Annotated in this window: 18 protein-coding genes; 10 read left to right on the top strand and 8 right to left on the bottom strand. The window is 57.8% G+C overall.

Annotated features, from left to right (window positions below; genetic code table 11):
- Positions 1-10 precede the first annotated feature (10 nt).
- Both OF385_RS10210 and OF385_RS10205 read right to left on the bottom strand, forming a co-directional pair.
- Complete coding sequence (locus OF385_RS10210) at positions 11-742, bottom strand: PspA/IM30 family protein (RefSeq protein WP_022876604.1); 732 nt, start codon at positions 740-742, stop codon at positions 11-13.
- Between the two features lie 69 nt (positions 743-811).
- Positions 812-2,830 carry a TPM domain-containing protein gene (locus OF385_RS10205; RefSeq protein WP_264275288.1) on the bottom strand — a complete coding sequence of 673 codons (2,019 nt, stop codon included), beginning with the start codon at positions 2,828-2,830 and terminating at the stop codon, positions 812-814.
- Positions 2,831-3,225: 395 nt separating this feature from the next.
- Between OF385_RS10205 and OF385_RS10200 the strand changes: the two genes are divergently transcribed.
- From OF385_RS10200 to OF385_RS10185, 4 genes are all read left to right on the top strand, one after another.
- Positions 3,226-4,662: a S1C family serine protease gene (locus OF385_RS10200; RefSeq protein ID WP_264275287.1), complete on the top strand. Its 1,437-nt coding sequence runs from the start codon at positions 3,226-3,228 to the stop codon at positions 4,660-4,662.
- Between the two features lie 186 nt (positions 4,663-4,848).
- Positions 4,849-5,670, top strand: a complete 822-nt coding sequence (locus OF385_RS10195) for an electron transfer flavoprotein subunit beta/FixA family protein (protein WP_264275286.1) — start codon at positions 4,849-4,851, stop codon at positions 5,668-5,670.
- Between the two features lie 12 nt (positions 5,671-5,682).
- Positions 5,683-6,627, top strand: a complete 945-nt coding sequence (locus tag OF385_RS10190; RefSeq protein ID WP_264275285.1) for an electron transfer flavoprotein subunit alpha/FixB family protein — start codon at positions 5,683-5,685, stop codon at positions 6,625-6,627.
- Positions 6,624-7,385, top strand: a complete 762-nt coding sequence (locus tag OF385_RS10185; protein WP_264275284.1) for a PIG-L deacetylase family protein — start codon at positions 6,624-6,626, stop codon at positions 7,383-7,385. Before OF385_RS10190 ends, OF385_RS10185 begins: the two co-directional genes overlap by 4 nt.
- A gap of 98 nt (positions 7,386-7,483) precedes the next feature.
- Here OF385_RS10185 and OF385_RS10180 read toward each other — a convergent pair whose 3' ends face one another.
- The 3 genes from OF385_RS10180 to OF385_RS10170 form a co-directional block, all read right to left on the bottom strand.
- Positions 7,484-8,104, bottom strand: coding sequence for an anti-sigma factor (locus OF385_RS10180; protein ID WP_264275283.1), 621 nt, complete (start codon positions 8,102-8,104; stop codon positions 7,484-7,486).
- Positions 8,105-8,174: 70 nt separating this feature from the next.
- Positions 8,175-8,636, bottom strand: coding sequence for a tRNA (cytidine(34)-2'-O)-methyltransferase (locus OF385_RS10175; RefSeq protein WP_264275282.1), 462 nt, complete (start codon positions 8,634-8,636; stop codon positions 8,175-8,177).
- Positions 8,637-8,680: 44 nt separating this feature from the next.
- Positions 8,681-9,580, bottom strand: coding sequence for a J domain-containing protein (locus OF385_RS10170; protein ID WP_264275281.1), 900 nt, complete (start codon positions 9,578-9,580; stop codon positions 8,681-8,683).
- Between the two features lie 113 nt (positions 9,581-9,693).
- Here OF385_RS10170 and OF385_RS10165 point away from each other — a divergent pair, with 113 nt between their 5' ends.
- Positions 9,694-10,593, top strand: a complete 900-nt coding sequence (locus tag OF385_RS10165) for a diacylglycerol/lipid kinase family protein (RefSeq protein WP_264275280.1) — start codon at positions 9,694-9,696, stop codon at positions 10,591-10,593.
- Here OF385_RS10165 and OF385_RS10160 read toward each other — a convergent pair.
- Together OF385_RS10160 and folP are read right to left on the bottom strand one after the other, a co-directional pair.
- Positions 10,574-11,320, bottom strand: coding sequence for a pyrimidine reductase family protein (locus OF385_RS10160; RefSeq protein WP_264275279.1), 747 nt, complete (start codon positions 11,318-11,320; stop codon positions 10,574-10,576). The two genes, OF385_RS10165 and OF385_RS10160, sit on opposite strands and share 20 nt — an antisense overlap.
- A gap of 13 nt (positions 11,321-11,333) precedes the next feature.
- Positions 11,334-12,260: a dihydropteroate synthase gene (gene folP, locus OF385_RS10155; protein ID WP_264275278.1), complete on the bottom strand. Its 927-nt coding sequence runs from the start codon at positions 12,258-12,260 to the stop codon at positions 11,334-11,336.
- A 113-nt stretch (positions 12,261-12,373) separates the two neighbouring features.
- Between folP and OF385_RS10150 the strand changes: the two genes are divergently transcribed.
- From OF385_RS10150 to mnmA, 3 genes are read left to right on the top strand one after another with little or no spacing between them, the layout of a single operon-like run.
- Positions 12,374-13,192 (top strand): hypothetical protein, encoded by an 819-nt coding sequence (locus tag OF385_RS10150; protein WP_264275277.1) that lies wholly within the window; start codon positions 12,374-12,376, stop codon positions 13,190-13,192.
- A 20-nt stretch (positions 13,193-13,212) separates the two neighbouring features.
- Complete coding sequence (locus OF385_RS10145; protein ID WP_264275276.1) at positions 13,213-14,448, top strand: cysteine desulfurase family protein; 1,236 nt, start codon at positions 13,213-13,215, stop codon at positions 14,446-14,448.
- Positions 14,445-15,581: a tRNA 2-thiouridine(34) synthase MnmA gene (mnmA, locus tag OF385_RS10140; RefSeq protein ID WP_264275275.1), complete on the top strand. Its 1,137-nt coding sequence runs from the start codon at positions 14,445-14,447 to the stop codon at positions 15,579-15,581. The genes OF385_RS10145 and mnmA overlap by 4 nt, the downstream gene beginning before the upstream one ends.
- Before the next feature lie 80 nt (positions 15,582-15,661).
- Here mnmA and OF385_RS10135 read toward each other — a convergent pair whose 3' ends face one another.
- Positions 15,662-16,021, bottom strand: a complete 360-nt coding sequence (locus OF385_RS10135; protein ID WP_028268801.1) for a hypothetical protein — start codon at positions 16,019-16,021, stop codon at positions 15,662-15,664.
- Positions 16,022-16,249: 228 nt separating this feature from the next.
- Here OF385_RS10135 and OF385_RS10130 point away from each other — a divergent pair, with 228 nt between their 5' ends.
- Both OF385_RS10130 and OF385_RS10125 read left to right on the top strand, forming a co-directional pair.
- Positions 16,250-17,878 (top strand): ABC transporter substrate-binding protein, encoded by a 1,629-nt coding sequence (locus OF385_RS10130; protein ID WP_264275274.1) that lies wholly within the window; start codon positions 16,250-16,252, stop codon positions 17,876-17,878.
- Positions 17,879-18,020: 142 nt separating this feature from the next.
- Positions 18,021-19,109: an ABC transporter permease gene (locus tag OF385_RS10125; protein WP_264275273.1), complete on the top strand. Its 1,089-nt coding sequence runs from the start codon at positions 18,021-18,023 to the stop codon at positions 19,107-19,109.

Here is a 19,109-nt window from a genome sequence, read left to right as displayed (position 1 = left end):
TCGATGAGGCTTAGCCTTCGATAGCGCCAGTCTGCTTGGACTTCAAAGCTGCCAAGCGGGCTTCGACCTCGGTCTGCTCGCCGAGATCTTCCAGCGACTCGAACTGGGCGTCGAGGCTGGAGGAAGCCAACTCTGCGGCGCCGCGTACGCGGGCTTCTTCACGCCGGACTTTTTCCTCAAAGCGTCCGATTTCACTGGACGGATCCATGATGTTCACGGCCTTCACAGCCTCGTTCACCTGGTTCTGAGCGTGCGCTGCCTTTGATCGTGCCACCAGTTCATCGCGCTTACTAGCAAGCTCAGTGCGCTTTTCCTTCATCTGGTTCAGGCCGGTCTTCAACTTATCAACGATTTCACGCTGGGAGTTGATTGTTGGCTGTGCGGTCTTCATCTCGGATTCAGCCTGCATCTGGCGCTGGATCGCAACCTTGGCCAAGTTGTCGAACTTGCCGGCCTCGTCGGCTTTGCCCGAAGCGCGGAACTCGTCAGCCTTGTTCGAGGCCGCTAGAGCCTTGTTACCCCACTCGGCCATGGCCTCTTCGTCTTCGCGGTAATCCTCTTCCAACATGCGAAGATTGCCGATGGTCTGGGCGATGGCCTGTTCCGCTTCGGCGATGTTGTCGTTGTAGTCACGAACCATCTGATCCATCATCTTCTGTGGATCTTCCGCCGAGTCGAGCAGGGCGTTGATGTTGGCCTTGGCTAGTTGTGAGATGCGCCCGAAGATTGATTGTTTGGTCATGATGTGACCTTTCTATTAGTTAAGTGATCGATGGTGCTGCAGAACTGCTGGTCAATATAGATCGGCGGGTTAGAAGTTGCCTCCGTCCCCTCCGCCGAAGCCACCTCCTCCAAATCCACCGCCGCCTCCGCCGTCAAACCCGCCGAAGCCGCCGCCACCAAAGAAGCCATCGTTTCCTCCGGAATGACCGCCACTGTGGCCGCCTCCGAGGATGGTATTAATGAGGATGCCGCCGAGCACTGCTCCGCCAACGCCGTCGAATACTCCGCCGCCGCGTCCGCGACGGTAGCCGCCCCCGAAGTTGTCGCCATAGTCGCCGAAGCCGCTGACATCGTTCTCGGCCATCTGGGCAGCCTGATCGGCAAGCTGGATTGAGCGTTGCGTCGCGGCGACGGCGCGAGCAGGATCGGAGTGCGCGAAAGAGTGCGCCTCATCGAGAGCGCGTTGCGCCTCGGCCAAACGCGTACGAGCCGAAGAGCGAACACCTCCACGGCGGGCACGGATGTAGTCGTCCGTACCATTGATGCGTGACGCAGCGGTATGCAGCAAGGACTGCAATTGGTCGCGCGCTGCTTGTTCTTGCTGCGCGCGGTCGCGCATATTGGCCAGTGATTGGCCTAGGGGAGTAGTTGCTTCGTCCAGGAGGGTGATCAGTCCCAGAGGGTTGTATTTTCCACCGGCTATTGCCTGTCGCGTTGTGTTCAGCGCGCTTTCGACACCCGCGATCGGTCCTGCTAGATCTGAGCTTGTCCCCGTTGCGTATGTGGCCTTGGCCTGGGCAAGATCTCGTTCCGCCAAGGCAACGGCTGCGCGAAGATCCTGTTCAGCTTGCTGCAATGAGCTGCCGGCTTTGGCGATGGCCTCAAGGAGGACATCAGCCTGATCCTGTGCTTCCTCCGCATTCTGAATGAGCACGGCTGCGTCCGAGCGGTTAGTCGCCAGGTTTTCAGAAGCTTGTTGCAGGGCTGAGGCAGCAAACGATAGCCGTTCGCCAGCCTGTTGGGCATTGTCCTTGATCTGGCTGACCGCACTCTCGTCGTACTTACCCGAGAGCTGTTCCAGTTCGGACACCCGAGAGGAGAGTCGCTGGTTCAGCGGCTCCTGGCTAGCTTTCACCTCGGAAATCCGAGCTTCAGCATTCTGTTCCAACTGGCGCAGCTGCTTGAAATCATCAGCATGCTCTTGCAGCGACTGGTTGACTTCTCGGCATCGGTTGATGATTTCGTTGAGCCAAGAGCGCTGGTCTGCTTCGGTGTCAGGAATATCGTCATCCAGCTGCTGCTGTAGACGGAATGACTCCGTCAGATGCTCCTTGGCTTTGCCCAGGTCTTCGACGAAAACGGCGACAGCTTCTTTCCCGTACTGGGCCTCAGCGAAACCGAGTTCCTGTTGCGATGAGCGGATGGAATCATCGGCGGCAACAAGCAGCTGATCGGCCTGCAAACGCAACTGGTCTAGAGGAATCAGCGGTTGCTGTGGTGCTGGGCTACCGGCCATGCCAGGGTAGTTGTTCTGCTGCGAAGACAGAGCCTGCGACTTCTTGCGGCTTCTTCTCGCAAGGAGGAAGTAACCGCCCACGGCCAATGCTGCGATGACTAGCAGGATGGTGATGAAACCACCGCCTCCGGAAGAGCTTTCTGCGGTGCCGCCACTTTCGGCGTTTTTGATGCCATCAATGGCGCCGTCAACAGCTCCGGCCCAGTCGTCTTCTCCCAAAGCCGGACTGATCTGCGAGCGATAGATTTCGGAGTCCTGCTCTGCCAGAGGCCCGCTATCTGAAGCTGCGAAGTAGGCTTGGCGAGATTCTGTGGCTACCGCGAGAATCACGTCCGAGCGCCCCAGGCCCTTTTTGTCTGCGACCTCTTTGACCCACTCGTCGGCCTTACTGGGGTTGGAGAACTCGTCGACGAAGATGGCGAAAAGGCTCAGGCCGGTATCGCTTCTCAGCTCTTTGATTTCTTCTTCAATGAGTGCTTGGTCCGAACCGAGCACTCCAGAATTATCGATTACAAAGTCGCCTGGTGGAATGGTCACCGGCGACTCAGCGAGTGCCGGCGTAGCCATTCCGAGCGATACAACCGACGCCACTATTGCACTGGCAATCAGCTTCCGACTCTTTATTCCCATGTCTCGTTCCCGCCTGCAAAGCTACGTCGAACTAAAATCAGGATGTACCCGATCTGATGTATCCAGAGACTGGATTCACACTTAGAATTGATTCTATTTGGCCTAATGAAGCACGTCTATGTCATTCAGCTGCCAGAATAGTTAACTCACAGGCGATGCAAAGTCACCACAATTCGATGCCACAGACCAGACCTGAATAATTAAACCCAAGAGATTCGATAGTTCGAAAGAGGCATGAAATGAGCCAGACCCCGAATGAGCCACGTAATGAAAACTTGGGTGATTCTGCACGGCCATCAAACGACCAGACAAGCAAGCCTTCAACTTCCTCTGAACCAACCGCTCGGTATCCGCGGTTGAACCAGGAAGCGCAAGCCGGTCAGCAGGACGACAACGATAATTCGTCGTCGGCTCCACGCACCGAGCCGATCAGCGCAGCTGCTGCCAGCGGATCAGCCTCCCCTTACCAGTCGCAGCACAGCGCAGGTCAGCAAAATCAGCCGAACTCGCCTTATGGTTCGCCTTATGCTGGCGGAGCGTACACCCAGACGACCTACCCTGTGCCTCCAGAAAAGCAGCCTAAGGACAAGAAGCGTTTTGCTGGCAGCACCCTCATTGCCGGCATGGTTGCAGCCGCCCTTGTCGGTGGCCTGACCGCCGCGGGCACCACCTATTTGATGGATGATGGAAGCAGCACCTCAACCACCGGCGGCTCGGCACCGCGTGAAGGCGTTGTAATCAATAATCCAGACAAGGTAACTGAAGTTACCGCAGCCGCAGCGAAGGCAAGCCCTAGCGTTGTCACCATCGAAGTTTCCGGAAATGGCAACAGCGGCTCGGGCTCTGGCATTGTGCTGGATAACAAGGGCAATATTCTGACGAACACCCACGTGGTCACCCTTGGTGGCGAGGTGGCTGATCCAACCATCGCCGTCCAGATGAATGACGGAACTGTGCATTCGGCGAAGGTTGTTGGAACAGATCCGCTTTCTGATCTGGCCGTGATCAATATCCAGGCCGACGGACTGGTTCCGGCAACGATGGGCTCGTCTTCGGAACTGAATGTTGGAGACACCGCCGTAGCCATTGGCGCACCGCTGGGACTCAGCGGAACCGTGACCGACGGCATCATTTCAACTTTGAACCGTACGATTTCCATCGCCTCATCGGCAGTTCCCGATGAGGGCGACCAGTCCAACGGGGATGACGGCAGCCAGTTCAACTTCCAGTTCCCAGGCCAGGAACAGCAGCAACAGCAACAGTCGAGCGGCTCGATCTACGTCAATGTCATTCAGACCGACGCGGCCATCAACCACGGAAACTCCGGGGGAGCATTGGTCAATGCCAAGGGCGAAATCATCGGTGTGAACGTTGCCATTGCTTCTTCCGGATCCAGCGAAGAAGGCGGATCCATTGGCGTGGGCTTCGCGATCCCGATTGATTACGCCAAGCGTATCGCCCAGGAGCTCATTGATAACGGCTCCGCTTCGCACGGCCTGCTCGGCGCTACCGTGACGGCTCAGGGAACTGCTGAACAGGGTGAACAGAACACCTCATCCTTCTCCGTTGGAGCCAAGGTTGTTGAGGTGAGCTCGGGTTCGGCCGCTGAGAAGGCTGGTTTGAAGTCCGGCGATGTGATCACCGGCGTGAACGATCGTGCCGTTCACGATTCGCAGACTGTCACCGCGGCAATTCGCGAAATTGCAGCTAATGGCAAGGCCGAAATCCGCTACCTTCGCAACGGTGAAGAGAAGACTGCAAATGTCACCGTCGGGGAGCTGTCAAAAAACTAAATAAATCTTCATGATGACGCAGTGAAATCAGTGACGCAGGCAGGTGACGAACCAGCCTGCGTCACTTCTTGCACTTTCGGCGATAAAGAACGAGTGAATCGTGATGTATCGATACGATAGAGAGTGAATAAAAAGTCCAGCTATGCCTTATGGAGGCTGGGCGCGAAAGCTTGTAGGAAGGCTCGAATGACCGAGGAAACTACGGTGCCGCTGAAAATAGTGGTGCTGGTAAAACATGTTCCAGATGTCCAATTTGATCGTCACATCGATTCTGCTTCGTTGCGTCTTGACCGTTCGGAGTCGGTCCTCTCCGAATTGGACGAATACGCTGTCGAAGCAGCTGTAGCCCTGGTTGAGTCGCAGGGCGGATTCGCTGCCGGGCACGAAGTCATCGCGGCCACGATGGGTGGAAAGAGCGCCAGCAACTCAGTCAAGAAAGCCCTGCAGATGGGTGCCAGCTCGGGTCTCCACCTCAACGATGATGCACTGGCCGGATCCGATACCGTTGCGACTTCCAAGGCGCTGGCAGCGCTGATCGAGCATGTCGGCGACGTTGATCTTGTTGTTACAGGAATGTCTTCAACCGACGCAGAGACGTCGGTTGTTCCCGCCCAGTTGGCTGAGCGTTTGAACTTTGCGCAGTTGACCAATGCCTTAGCTGTTGAATTTGACGGCGCCAGCCGAGAACTGACCGTTCGCCGAGATCATGCAGATCGAACTCTGAGCCTCACTGCAGCATTGCCTGCAGTCCTGTCGGTGACTGATCAGGCCAATGAGCCTCGTTACCCGAATTTCAAGGCCATCATGGCCGCGAAGAAGAAGAGCATCACCGAAGTGGATCTGGCGGGCATCGGCCTGGAAGCTGAAACAGTAGGTGCCTCGGGGTCGCGTTCGGTTGTTCTTAATGCCACTGCTCGGCCTGCCCGTGAAGCAGGAACAGTCATCAACGACAGCGGCCAGGCCGGCATTGCCCTGGTTGATTTCTTGGCCGAACAGAAGCTGATCTAAGGAAAATTGAATATGCCTTCAGCACTAGTATTTTTCAACGAACTTTCCGATGCCCCTTCCAAGGCGCAACGAGAGCTTCTGACCCTTGCTTCCCGTTTTGACCGGGCTACTTTGGCCGTTGCCTCTGAGGTTCCGCAATTTGCTCAGGATGTAATCAGTGGCTACGCAGTAGATAAGCTCCTGATTGCACCCGGAAATAGCGATGCCTTTATCGACCATGCGCTCTCGGCTCTTGCAGCTGCCGTCAAACGAAGCGAAGCCGATGTTGTTCTGGTTGCCAACGATAATTTCCACCGCGAGATCGCAGCGCGGTTGGCCGTTCGCCTAGACGGCGCGGTCATTACCGATGCCATTGATGTTTCGGCGGATCTGGTTGTGACCAAAGACGAGCTGGCTGGCAGCTACAGCGCCCAGGCCAAAGCCACGAACGGAACGTTGTTCGTCACCGTTAAGCCGAACAGCATTGAAGATGCTCCGCAGGCACAGGGCCAGCAGCTTGAGGTCCAGCCACTGGACTGTGAGGCTGCCGCTACGCCTGCCATTCGCATTGTGGCCACCGAAGCCAAAGCGGCCTCGGATCGTCCAAAGCTGACCGAAGCACGCGTTGTGGTTGCTGGCGGACGAGGAGTCAACGGGGACTTCGGCCCCGTTGAGGACCTGGCCGACGCACTTGCAGGCGCTGTCGGCGCCTCGCGTGCTGCCACCGACGCCGGATGGATTTCCCATGACGCGCAGATCGGCCAAACCGGTGTCACGGTTTCACCTCAGCTGTTCATCTCTGCCGGTATCTCGGGAGCGATCCAGCAGAAGGCAGGCATGCAAACCAGCAAGTGCATCATTGCGATCAACAAGGATGTCGACGCGCCTGTTTTCGAAATCGCTGATCTCGGGATTGTTGGCGATTTGGCAAAGGTGCTTCCACAAGCTGCAGAAGAGATTCGACGCCGTCAAGCATGATCGACACAACTGAATTCTTCGGTGAGGAAACCCAACGAGTCCTTGCTTTCGGCGCGCATCCGGATGACTTGGACTTCGGAGCAGCGGGAACAATTGCTGCGTTCACGGCTGCCGGTATCGAGGTGCAGTATTGCATCATGACTGACGGCGATGCCGGTGGCTTCGATGACCGGGACCCGCAGGAAACGGCCGCCTTGCGCCACGCAGAGCAGAAGCGGGCTGCTGAAAAAGTCGGTGTGAAAACCGTGCATTTCCTTGGCGAGCGTGATGGCTTCCTGGAGGCCAACCATGAGGTGATGCGTAAGGTTGTTCGACTGATCCGCCAGGTGCAGCCAACCATTGTCATGGCCATGCATCCAGAACGAAATTGGGACCGCATCCAGCGTTCGCATCCGGACCATCTGGCCTGCGGCGAGGCCGTCACCCGCGCAATCTACCCTGCGGTGGAGAATCCCTTCGCGTACCCGGAGTTGCTGCACGAGGAAGAACTGGAGGCCTACAAGGTACCCTGGCTCTGGCTATATGGTGCGCCGAAGGAACGTGAAAATGGCTTTGTCGACATCACAGACTTCTTCGAGAAGAAGATGGACGCACTGCGTGCTCATTTCACGCAGCATCCTGATGTAGCGGCCATGGAGCAGTTCGTACTTCAGCAATGCACCGCCAATGGGCAGCGGGCGCAGTACGAAGAGCAACGTCTGGCGGAGGCCTTCCACCTGGTTGCGGTGAACGCCGATGACACCATTGCCGGCTTCTAGCTGATCTTCGTTAAATCAACCACAAGGTGCCTGTGACCACAGAGGAGAATCTCCTCTATGGTCACAGGCACCTTGTCATTGACACCTGAAGTCCCGGGTTATGAACCCTGGCTGGCCTGAGTGCTTGAATCCTCGCTCAAGGGAAGATCTACTGAAGCTTCGGTGTCTTCTGATGGTTGGGCGGGAGTAGCGGAACTCTCGACAGTGATGTGGATGGCGATGATGTCGTCGGCGGGGGAGTAACCAGCTGATGCATCTTCGCCATTGCTCTTCGTAATCACCGATACGCTGCCGGAATCGTGGATGGCCCACGCAACATACTGTTCAGATTCGTCCAATGGCGGCAGCGAGGTCAGCTCGACGCCGATGGCGTCTTCCGACTTCGAACTGCTGAGGTTGGCGTGGCCGCCGCTCTTGAGATCGACGGCAACAGAAATCGCATCATCAGCTTTTGAAGCTTTGGATGCCTTCGTTCCGCCATTGAGCAGGGAAAATACAACCAAAGCCAGAATGACGATGATGGCAGCGCCTACGACTGCGAAAATCCAGCGTCGTGGTCTGGTTTTTCGTTCAGCTCGTGAACTGCTGGCCACGTGGCTCACCAGATCTAGTCCCAGGTCTTCGTCCTGCGGCTCGTCGCGGTGCTGGGAATGGCTACCGGTCATTGTCTTGGATTCTCCCGAAAGGTCGTCGGCAAAGTTCAATACCCGTTCGGTCACGGGCACAGTAATGAGCCTACTTTATAAAGATTAGGTAAAGCTGTATACGCGGCGGTTGGAGACTGGTACTTTACGCGCCAGCAAATCCGTGTTGGCGCCATGCCTCATAGACGACGATGGAAGCCGTATTCGCCAGGTTGAGTGAACGGCGTCCTGGAAGCATCGGCAGTCGCACCAGATCGGTGACGCGTGGGTGCTTCTTATCCTCGGAGCTGAGTCCCACGGACTCTTTGCCGAATAGGAAGATGTCACTCGGCTCATACCTGAGATCCGAGTACACCGTTTCGCCTTCAGAGGTGAAGGCGAAAACGCGGCCTTCGCCCAGGGCTTCAAAAGCGGCGTCAAGATTCTCGTGAATCACGACGTTAGCTAAATCGTGGTAATCCAACCCCGCACGACGCAGATTCGCATCCTCGAAATTGAAGCCTAGTGGCTTGACCAAGTGCAGTTCAGCACCTGTAATGGCCGATAAGCGGATGGCATTGCCGGAATTACCCGGGATCTCTGGGGCGTTGAATACGATACGAAACACTTAACCAGTTTAAGCGCTGCAAGATGCCGTTTGCGCCATTGAACTCAGTACATCGCCTCACGTAGATGAGCAATGGCCGCACGGTCGACAACATTCGGAGTAGGACCGGATCCCAGAAAGAGCTTTAGTTCTCGGACCAAACCAGCTGCGTTGAGCACGTTCGGGGAGGTGCCAAGAGTCGGATCGGCATTGCGGTGATATTCGATGACCGGTTCGTGTCGATTCCCGGTTGGGGAGAGGACCAAGGTGAAAGCCAACACGTTCATTTGCATGAAGTTCCGCTGGAGGGCCGAGATATTGAATAGAGGCGGCTGGGTCATCTTGTTCCCATGGCGAAGAACATTGCCATCAAAGGAATAGTAACCTTCCGGGAGGGTCATCGTATTAATGACCGCCATACGGTATCCCGCCACGAGAATGTGCTCGTAGTGGCCGCCCTGCGGCGAAGAAACCCCATTGACCAAGCGAGCCGCTGGCAACACGTTGAGCACGTTCTTGGTCAGCAAATTGATCGTTGTTGCTTCGCGGAGCAATCTTGCCCGATTGGCGAAGAGGCCGCGTTTGCGTGGTTCCCCGTGGACTCTTTGTTCGGAGAGTTCCTTGCTCAGCCAGGTAAATGAAGCATCCGACAGCGCGGGCACGTATTCCGTGGACATCTGTGCTTTTGGCTGCTGGGGAGTCTTGCGCAGCCGCTCGTCGAATGGGCGCGCGGTGAACCCTGCCCTAGGTGCTTCGCCTGGCTTTTGAAAGGTCTGATCGTGGCTCAGTGGATTCGCCAGGTCGGTAATGTCTTGGAATGCCTGCTGAACTTGTTTGAATTTTTCTGCGCTGCCGCCCAGATCGGGGTGGGTAGCCCTGGCCGCCCTGCGGTAGGCAATTTTGATCTCTTCCATGCTGGCTGAAGGAGTTACACCAAGAATTTCGTACGGGCTCGGCGTGCTCATAGTCCAGATGGTTCCTCTCGAAAGGCATGGCAGTGTGCCATGTGTTCCAGTTTAGCTAATAGCTCCTGCCAAATAATTGGGTTGTGCTCTCTGCCTCAGTATTCTCTACTCACATGATGACTTTTGATCCGGACGGGATCGTGCGCATTGTTTTCCACCCGTCGGCCGGCAGAGGTGCGGGGCAGCAACGGGCTGAAAACTTGGCGTCCTCGCTTCACGCCATCAATGTCGAGAGTGAAATTGTCGATGCTTCTGTCGTTTCAATGGAAACCACGGGAACAAACACCGTGGCTTGCCGGGGCTTTGTAGTCGTTGGCGGCGACGGATTGATCCATCGAGTGCTTCCACGTTTTGTGAGCACGGGGATCCCGGTCGGGATTGTCCCTGCTGGAAGTGGCAACGATCTGTGGAGGATGCTCGCCCATCAAAATCAGCAAGAGTCCATCGAACGCATCGTTTCGCATTTCATGCACCGCCGCGAAGCCATGAAGGTTGACGTGTTGGAGCTGAAATTCGAAAATGATCCTGGCCATATCAGGCTTGCACTCGGAGCTGTTTCCTGGGGTGCCGAAGCACAGATCAATGCGGCAGCCAATGAGCTGCCACGGCAGCTAGGAGCCTTCAGATATGTTGTGGGCCTGATTTTTGCGCTGCCGAGGCTCAAAAGTTTCCACAGCAGTGTTATTGCACCAGAATTCAGCTTTGACGGACCCGCGTTGGCAGCTAGCATCGCGAACATCCGGTCCTTGGGCGGCGGAATTCGGCTCTTTCCCTCCGCAGACTTCACAGACGGAGTCTTGGAACTGAGTATGGTCCGTGGCAAGAACGTGCTGCCCGTCTTGCCCTCCATCGGCAAGATCTTGCGCGGGGCGGCCCACCGCTGGAAAATCAGCAACCGACTTTCGTCAGCGCATGTCGAAACCCAGCAGGATAGTTTCGCAGACGGCGAGTATGTGGGGACGGGAAACTTTGATGTCCGCGTGCTGACGGGAGCTATTGAACTGATTTCTTGATCCGGTACTCGCAGAAGAGCATGCTCTCTTCCTCGCATAGAGAATTGAGCATGAAACTCTGGAAAGTCTGCTGGCTGTGCGCCGCAATTCGCAATCCCTCTCCTGCTACAACTACGGGCGAATAGCTGATGCACGTTGAGTCCACCATGCCAGCCGAGGCGAACTGGCCGAATATGTGCGGACCACCTTCACAATGAATGAAACCCATTCCACGAGCGACGAGTTGATCAACGATGTCCTTGGGATCGCAGCCTTTCTCCAGCTTTCCCACCTGGACGATTTCCACGTTGTCGGCATAGGAACCACGTATCTCGTCAGTGACTTCAACAGAGGTAAAGACGATGACGGGGACAGGAGACTGTCTAAAAATCTGTGCAGAAGGGTCAAGATGCAATCCGGCAGAGATCAGGGCAAGCGCTGGGTATGCAGATAATCCGTGGGCGGTGCGCCATTTTTCATCTTCAGCGGAGACCAGAGCTCCTTCGTAGCCTTCGGCGCGAACTGTTCCGGCGCCAACGACGACGACATCAGCAAGACGTCGGAGCAGTGCGAAAATTCTCTGATCGCCGTCGGAGCCCAGCTTCGCGGACAGCCCGTCGGCCTGTGCGCTGCCGTCCATGCTGCTGACGAAATTGAACCGTACAAAGGGGCGGCTCTCGCTGGCGTAGCGTTTCAGGAGCTGCTCGTCGCTTAGGTCATTGATTAGTTCTGGAAGCAGTGCTCGCATTGATGCTGGTCCTTTACTTGCTGTATTCGCGTTCGGGATGAGCAGGTGGATTGACATCACCCATGTTGTGAATCTGATACGCCGGTTCGCGCCAACCTTGGGTAGCTTCAAGCAGCCGAACTGTCTGGACCGATTCAGGGATATTGTGCATGCGCAGGATACGTGCCCCGTTCATGGCGCAGATCGTGGCTGCGACCATGGACCCGAGCGTACGCTCCGCCTTGGGCAGATCCAAGGATTCGCCGATGAAGTCCTTGTTCGAGACCGCCGCCAAGGCAGGAAAACCCAAATCGGCGAAAGCCTGGAAATTGTTTGTGATCTCCAGCGTGTGCACAGTGTTCTTGTTGAGGTCATGCCCCGGGTCAACAATGATTTTTGACGGTGAAATGCCAGCGGCAAGGGCCACAGCCACCTTGTCCTTGAGGTACTGCCTGACCTCCGCGACGACATCTGCGTAATGTGGTCGCGGGTAGATGGTTCGCGGCTTAGCCAGCGAATGCGTGATCACCAGGTGCACGTTGTTCTTGGCAACAACTTCAGCCAAGTCGGGATAGGCCAAGCCGGTGGTGTCATTGATGACATCTGCCCCAGCCTCGATGGCAGCCTGGGCGACGAGAGGCTGGAAAGTATCAGCTGAAATAATCGCGTCACTGCGTTCACGTACTGCCTTGATCACCGGCACAATGCGCTCAGCTTCGTCCTGCCAGTGAAGCTCTGGGCCGGGGGAGAACGGGACGCCGCCAATGTCGACCCAGTCCGCCCCATCCTCGATGGCCCGCAAGGCAGCGGACACCGCTTGGTCGAGACCGAAGGTGGACCCTGCGTCGTAGAAGGAATCTGGCGTGCGGTTGATCACTGCCATGATGGCGATTTTACGGGAGAAATCGATGGTTTGCCGAGAAAACTGGTGGATGGGCTCTAGCAACTCAGGCTTGAACATCGATGGAAGCTCCCTTGCAGTAATCGTCGTGTGTCACGAGGTGTTTATTCATTCATACCACCGACCGCATTCCCAAGGCAGATTTCGCTCTGCGACATCGCTAGGCTAAGCACATGCAGTTTTCACATATTTCAGCAGAGCAGGGCCAATGGATCGCTTCGGCTTGCGCGTCAGCCGATCCTTCGACTGTCGTGGCGCAGATTCCAGTAGGCTACGAACGCTACCTTCGCATCTTGCATCCGGCTCTGGATGAAGACGATCAGCTGGTCAGCTGGGGGACTGTAGCTAGAAGCCGCAATCACATCATCACCGCCGCCGACCTGTTTGAAACAGTCGCCGGGTTGGATGCGCAAGGTGATCCGGTCGAAGAAGACGCGTGGGTTGATACCGATTTGCCACTGGACCAGCTGCCCGAAAAACAGTGGCAGTCGCTGATCTACACCCTGACGGAGAACGCTGAGCCGACGCAAAAATACATCGCGGGGCTGTGGGCCGGATACGCGTTTATCGAAGGCGGAGACCGGATCCAAATAGAGCAGGAACCGGACCCGCAACTCAGCGACGAAGAAAACCACGCCGCCTACCAAACGGCCCTGGCTGAGGCCCAAAAGCCGGCCTTCGGCCCCGAGATCTTGAATGCTGCCCCGCTGGAACTGGGCGGAGGATACCGCAACTACCACCTGTTTGAAGCAGACGCCGAATTCTTGGCTCGCCCGCTGTGGGCCGAAACCGTGGACGGAGCCCAGCGCCAGCGCCCGGCTTTGGCGTTCTCCGCGGACAAGAGCTGGATGCTCTCCACGGAGCCTTATGACGACTGCACCATCCTTGGGGGATCAGCCGCGCTGATCGAGGCAGTCTTGAAGAATCCCGATCTTGAAATGATCGAGGTCGGCCAATTCACACGGATTGGCCATTCAAACGAGGGTCTGTAAACCCGTACCATTAAAGGGCTATGAATACTTCCGCCGTTTACCTGGATCACGCGGCAACCACTGATCTGAATCCCGCAGCGTTGGCCGCAATCACCGAACAGTACGCGCTGACCGGTAATCCGTCGTCGCTGCATGGTGCTGGGCGCCGCGCTAACCGGGCGGTGGATGATGCACGCCTCGCTGTCGCGCAGGCAGCAGGCGCGCACCTGAGCGAACTGATTTTTACTTCTGGCGGTACAGAGTCCGACAACCTGGCTATCAAGGGCCTGTTCTGGAACCGGGTCGCAGCCAATGAGCAGGCGCGCACCATTGCGCTCACCGGTATCGAGCACCACGCGGTCCTCGATACCGCGATGTGGCTCGAAGAGCACGAGAACGCCACCTTGCTGTGGCTGCCAGTTGACCGCGACGGAGTCGTGGATCTTGACGCCACGGCCTCGCTTTTTGCCGAACACCACGATCAGATCGCGCTGGCGACATTGATGTGGGCCAATAACGAGGTGGGCACCATCCAGCCAGTGGCTGAATTCGCTGCCTTGGCATCGCAGTACGGCATACCCGTGCACTCGGACGCGGTACAGGCCTTCGGCGCGGTAGAGGTGAATTTCGCCCAATCGAACCTTGCGACGATGGCGATCAGCGCGCATAAGATCGGCGGGCCGGTGGGCATTGGCGGACTGCTGGTACGTCGCGATATTGTCCTCACACCAGTGCAGCATGGCGGCGGGCATGAACGAAAGTTGCGCTCCGGAACCCTGAACGCCGCCAGCGCCGCAGGCTTCGCGGCCGCGGCGGAAGCAGTACGGGAGCAGTTGTGCGAAGAAGCCGCACGGCTGAGCGGATTGCGTGAATACGCGGTGCAGCGCATCACCGAGATGATTCCCGAAGCCGTGTTCAACGGTCCACGCGATGCTGCCAATGAAGGCAAGCGCCTGCCGGGGAACCTGCACTTCACCTTCCCGGAGTGCGAGGGCGATTCCTTGCTCTTCCTTCTGGACATGTTCGGCATCGCTTCGTCCACCGGGTCGGCGTGCACCGCTGGCGTTCCGCAACCATCCCATGTTTTATTGGCTATGGGACGGGACGCGCGCAGTGCCCGAAGTGTGCAACGCTTCACATTGGGGCATACATCCACGCGGTCCGACGTTGACGCATTAATAGAAGCTTTGCCCGAAGCGTACGCGCGGGCAAAGAAGGCTGGCATGGCAGCCGACGAAAGCAGCATCCACACGGCAGGAACAGGTTTTACACGATGAAGGTACTAGCAGCGATGTCCGGAGGCGTGGACTCGGCGGTGGCCGCGGCTCGCGCAGTTGAAGCTGGCCACGATGTCGTCGGCGTGCACTTGGCGCTTTCGCGCATGCCAGGAACGCTTCGCACCGGTTCGCGTGGCTGCTGCACGGTGGAAGATTCCAACGACGCGTGGCGCGCCTGCGACAAGCTGGGCATCCCCTTCTACGTGTGGGACTTCTCCGACCGGTTTGCCGAAGACGTCGTCCAGGACTTCGTTGACGAATACGAGGCCGGTCGAACCCCTAATCCATGCATGCGTTGCAACGAGAAGATCAAGTTCGCGGCCCTCCTGGAGAAAGCCCTGGCTTTGGGCTTCGACGCCGTATGCACCGGACACTACGCCAAGGTCCTGCGTGACGAGAATGGCGCGCCGGAATTGCACCGTGCCGCCGACTGGGCGAAGGACCAGTCCTACGTTCTGGGTGTGCTGACCCATGAGCAGCTGGAGCACTGCATGTTCCCGCTAGCGGAAACTCCATCGAAGGCTGAAGTGCGTGCCGAAGCCGCAGCTCGCGGACTGACCGTTGCCAACAAGCCGGACAGCTACGATATCTGCTTCATCCCTGACGGCGACACCCGCGGCTGGCTCGCCGAGCGCATCGAGATGAAGCCAGGCGAAATTGTTGACCACGAGGGCAACCAGCTAGGCGAGCACGAAGGCGCTCAGGCCTTCACCGTGGGACAGCGCAAGGGGCTGCGCTTGGGCCGTCCAGCTGCCGATGGCAAGCCACGCTTCGTACTGGAAATCCGTCCTAAGGAAAACAAGGTCATCGTCGGGCCGGAAGCCTTGCTGGCCGTTGACCAGTTGCGCGGTATCCGCATTTCCTGGGCCGGTGTTCCGATCGCAGAAGTTTTCACCGGAGACAAATTCGATTGCATGGTGCAGGTGCGAGCTCACGGCGATCCTGTCGAAGCGGTGGCGCATATGGAACGCTCCGCGGACGGGCACGACGAGCTGGTAGTGAACCTGCCAGAAGGCATGCGAGGCGTGGCGCCGGGCCAGACCATGGTGGTCTACAAGGGCAGCCGCGTGCTTGGCCAGGCGACCATTGATTCGGCCCGCTCCAGCGCGTGGGACTCGGAAAAGGTCCGCTAGAACAGCAAAATACCTCAGGGGTCAGTTCAATCTGATTTCTGAGGTATTTTTATGCCTTGACGGCACCAAGTGGTTGTTCGCTAGTCCTCGTCGACGATGCCGAACATATGCGCCGAAATATCCTGGTATTCCACACGAGTTTTTCCGGATGCGAGCTTGGGCAGTTGGGCCGGGGAGTGGCTGTGGCAGTGCACGAAATCGAAGGTTGGCCACCACTTCTTGGGACGCTCGTATTCGCTGAACCCGCAGACTTCGCACACCAGGTGGACCCACACCGGGCGCTTGCCGGTTCGGTTAGCCCGCGACTGGACCAGCCACGCCGGCGGATTGGTATTCAGTTCCCGGAATTCCGCTTCAGACATGCGGGACGGTACGCCATGGCGCTTGGCCATCTCTACAGGGATATCTAACGCGATTGCCGCGTCTCTACGAGTCATCATTGTCATCTAGCTTATGCCACCGGGGATCAGGCGCGGCAAGAATTTTTCAACGGGCTCGGCAGACCCGATTTTCCGCGTGGCGCCAAGCACAACACGGTGGGGTCGACAGCACAGTTTTTGCCGATAATCGCGATTATTGCTCGTCATAAGTGCTGTGCATCACTTAGGATATGTGAAACATGTGTTAATCATCACCACACATGCGTGTATCTAGAAAAAGGATGATTCATGACTCGCACAAAGAACGGACTGCGACTCGCAGCAGCCGTTGTGGGTATCTCTGCCCTGGCTCTGACCGGCTGTACCTCAGCGGCGGAAGACAGCAACTCGGGTGGCTCGGGCGATTCCAGCGCCCCGATCACCTTGGGCACCACCGACAAAGTGACCTCCCTTGACCCAGCCGGCTCGTACGACAACGGCTCATTCATGGTCATGAACCAGATTTTCCCATTCCTGCTGAATTCCGAGCCGGGCAGCCCCGAGCCATCGATGAGCTTGGCAGAGTCCGCGGAATTCACTGCTCCTACCGAATACACGGTCAAGCTCAAGAGCGGACTGAAGTGGGCCAACGGTCACGATCTCGATTCCAAGGACGTGAAGTTCACCTTTGACCGCCAGCTGAAGATCGCCGACCCTAATGGACCTTCCTCCTTGCTTGGCAATGTGGATTCCATCGAAGCACCGGATGCCACCACCGTGGTTTTCAAGCTGAAGGTCGCCAACGACCAGACCTTCCCGCAGGTTCTCACCTCGCCGGTTGGCCCGATCGTCGATGACGAAGTCTTCCCGGCAGACAAGCTCTTGGACGATCAGAAGATTGTCGAAGGCAAGGCATTCGGTGGCCAGTACGTCATCGATTCCTACAACAAGAACAACCTGATCTCCTTCAGTGCCAACGATGCGTACGCAGGCGTGCTGGGCAAGCCAGCTAACAGCAAGGCAGCGATCAAGTACTACGCCGATGCCAACAACCTCAAGCTCGAGGTCCAGGAAGGCAAGATCGACGTAGCATGGCGTTCGCTGACTCCTACCGATATCGAAGACCTGGGCCAGGACGAGAACCTGACCGTCCACAAGGGCCCGGGTGGAGAGCTTCGCTACATCGTCTTCAACTTCGACACCATGCCATTCGGTGCCAAGACCGCTGACGCCGACGAAGCCAAGTCGCTGGCAGTCCGCCAGGCCGCGGCCCATCTGGTAGACCGCGAAGCCATCGCGAAGAACGTCTACAAGGATACCTACACTCCTGCATACTCCTTTGTGCCTCAGGGCTTCACCGGCGCGGCAGAACCACTCAAGGATCTGTACGGCACCGATGGCAAGCCAGATGCCGCCAAGGCCAAGAAGGTCCTGGAAGATGCCGGAGTGAAGACCCCGGTCAAGCTGGCATTGCAGTACAATCCGGACCACTACGGCCCGAACTCGGGTGACGAATACGCACTGGTCGAGAAGCAGCTGGAGGCAGATGGCTTGTTCGACGTGGATTTGAAGTCCACCGAATGGGTGACCTACCAGAAGCAGCGCGTCACCGACTACCCGGCCTACCAGCTGGGCTGGTTCCCGGACTACTCGGATGCCGACAACTACCTCTCGCCGTTCTTCGCCAAGGACAACTTCCTGTCGAACAACTACGACAATCCAGAGGTCGACAAGCTGATCGCTGACCAGCGCGGCATGACCGATGCGGGCGAGCGAACCGCAGCCATCGAGAAACTGCAGACCATGGTGGCAGAGGATCTTTCCACGCTGCCGCTGCTGCAGGGTGCGCAGGTGGCTGTCTCAGGCAAGGACGTCAAGGACGTTGACAAGACCCTGGACGCTTCGTTCAAGTTCCGCCTGGGCGTCCTGAGCAAGTAATCCGGCTCTGCCTGTACACATCGAATCGAAGGGGATCTGACGTGCGTTGTACACCACGCGCACGCCGGGTCCCCTTGGCATGCGCCGTCGCAATTACCGTGTGGCGGCGCCGGCCAAGCATCCTGAACTCTAAGGACTGACGATGACCATCACGTCACCACCGGGACAAGAAACAAGCCCGATAGCAGCACCCCGCGCCAAGAACCAAGGCGGCGGATTCCTGCGCTACTTGATTACGCGATTCCTGCTGATCATCCCCACTGTCTTCATCCTCATCACAGTGGTCTTCTTCCTCATGCGGGTGACCGGAGATCCGATCACCGCTGCCATGGGCGGACGCCTGACTCCTGACCAGCTCGCCGCGCGCATCCATGAAGCCGGATATGACCGGCCGCTGCTGATCCAGTACTTCGAGTACCTCGGACAGGTCTTCACCGGAGACCTGGGCCGTACCCTGAGCGATAACCGCGCCGTGACCGAGGTGCTTAGCACCTACGGCGCGGCCACCTTGGAGCTGGCCATCAACGCGGTGATCGTCGCGCTCTTGGTTGGCATCCCGCTGGGCCTGGTCGCCGCCAAGTTCCGCGACCGCTACCCGGATGCGATCCTGCGCATCCTGGCGATCTTGGGCTACGCCACCCCGGTCTTCTTCGCCGGCCTGGTCTTGAAGCTCATCTTCGGCGTCTGGCTGGGCTGGCTGCCGATCAGCGGACGTGCCGACTGGCAAACCGAACTGGAACTGACCGGCCTGCAAAACCCCTCGGGCATCTACTGGCTCGATGCCCTGCGCAGCGGAAACATGCCAGCCTTCTGGAATGTCACCGAGCACGCGCTGCTTCCCGCGCTGGCGCTCGGCCTGCTCACCGGCGGGGTATTCCTGCGCCTGGTGCGCACCAACGCCATCGGCACCCTGGGGCGCGAGTACGTGGAAGCGGGACGCTCGCGTGGCGTGAGCGAATTCCGCCTCACCACCAAGCATGCCTACCGTCCGGCGCTGATCCCGATCATCACCGTCATGGGCCTGCAGATTGCCATGCTGCTCGGAGGAGCCGTGCTGACCGAGACCACCTTCGAGTGGTCTGGCCTGGGCTTCAAGCTTGCCGAATACCTCACCGCCCGCGACTTCGTCGCCGTACAGGGCATTGTGGTTCTGCTGGCCATTATCGTGGCCGTCACCAACTTCATCGTTGACGTCCTGGCAGCATTGATCGACCCGAGAGTCAGGTACTAA

This window comes from Glutamicibacter sp. JL.03c, assembly GCF_025854375.1.
In the GTDB taxonomy this organism is placed as follows: Bacteria; Actinomycetota; Actinomycetes; order Actinomycetales; family Micrococcaceae; genus Glutamicibacter.
Note: the sequence above shows the minus strand (reverse complement) of the source record. Positions and strands in the feature narration are given on the sequence as shown.

Bases quoted from the DNA above. Each gene is read 5' to 3' on its own strand.
- OF385_RS10210 (WP_022876604.1), bottom strand. From the start codon at position 742: ATGACCAAACAATCAATCTTCGGGCGCATCTCACAACTAGCCAAGGCC.
- OF385_RS10195 (WP_264275286.1), top strand. From the start codon at position 4,849: ATGACCGAGGAAACTACGGTGCCGCTGAAAATAGTGGTGCTGGTAAAA.
- OF385_RS10190 (WP_264275285.1), top strand. From the start codon at position 5,683: ATGCCTTCAGCACTAGTATTTTTCAACGAACTTTCCGATGCCCCTTCC.
- OF385_RS10185 (WP_264275284.1), top strand. From the start codon at position 6,624: ATGATCGACACAACTGAATTCTTCGGTGAGGAAACCCAACGAGTCCTT.
- OF385_RS10170 (WP_264275281.1), bottom strand. From the start codon at position 9,580: ATGAGCACGCCGAGCCCGTACGAAATTCTTGGTGTAACTCCTTCAGCC.
- OF385_RS10165 (WP_264275280.1), top strand. From the start codon at position 9,694: ATGATGACTTTTGATCCGGACGGGATCGTGCGCATTGTTTTCCACCCG.
- OF385_RS10160 (WP_264275279.1), bottom strand. From the start codon at position 11,320: ATGCGAGCACTGCTTCCAGAACTAATCAATGACCTAAGCGACGAGCAG.
- folP (WP_264275278.1), bottom strand. From the start codon at position 12,260: ATGTTCAAGCCTGAGTTGCTAGAGCCCATCCACCAGTTTTCTCGGCAA.
- OF385_RS10150 (WP_264275277.1), top strand. From the start codon at position 12,374: ATGCAGTTTTCACATATTTCAGCAGAGCAGGGCCAATGGATCGCTTCG.
- OF385_RS10145 (WP_264275276.1), top strand. From the start codon at position 13,213: ATGAATACTTCCGCCGTTTACCTGGATCACGCGGCAACCACTGATCTG.
- mnmA (WP_264275275.1), top strand. From the start codon at position 14,445: ATGAAGGTACTAGCAGCGATGTCCGGAGGCGTGGACTCGGCGGTGGCC.
- OF385_RS10135 (WP_028268801.1), bottom strand. From the start codon at position 16,021: ATGATGACTCGTAGAGACGCGGCAATCGCGTTAGATATCCCTGTAGAG.
- OF385_RS10130 (WP_264275274.1), top strand. From the start codon at position 16,250: ATGACTCGCACAAAGAACGGACTGCGACTCGCAGCAGCCGTTGTGGGT.
- OF385_RS10125 (WP_264275273.1), top strand. From the start codon at position 18,021: ATGACCATCACGTCACCACCGGGACAAGAAACAAGCCCGATAGCAGCA.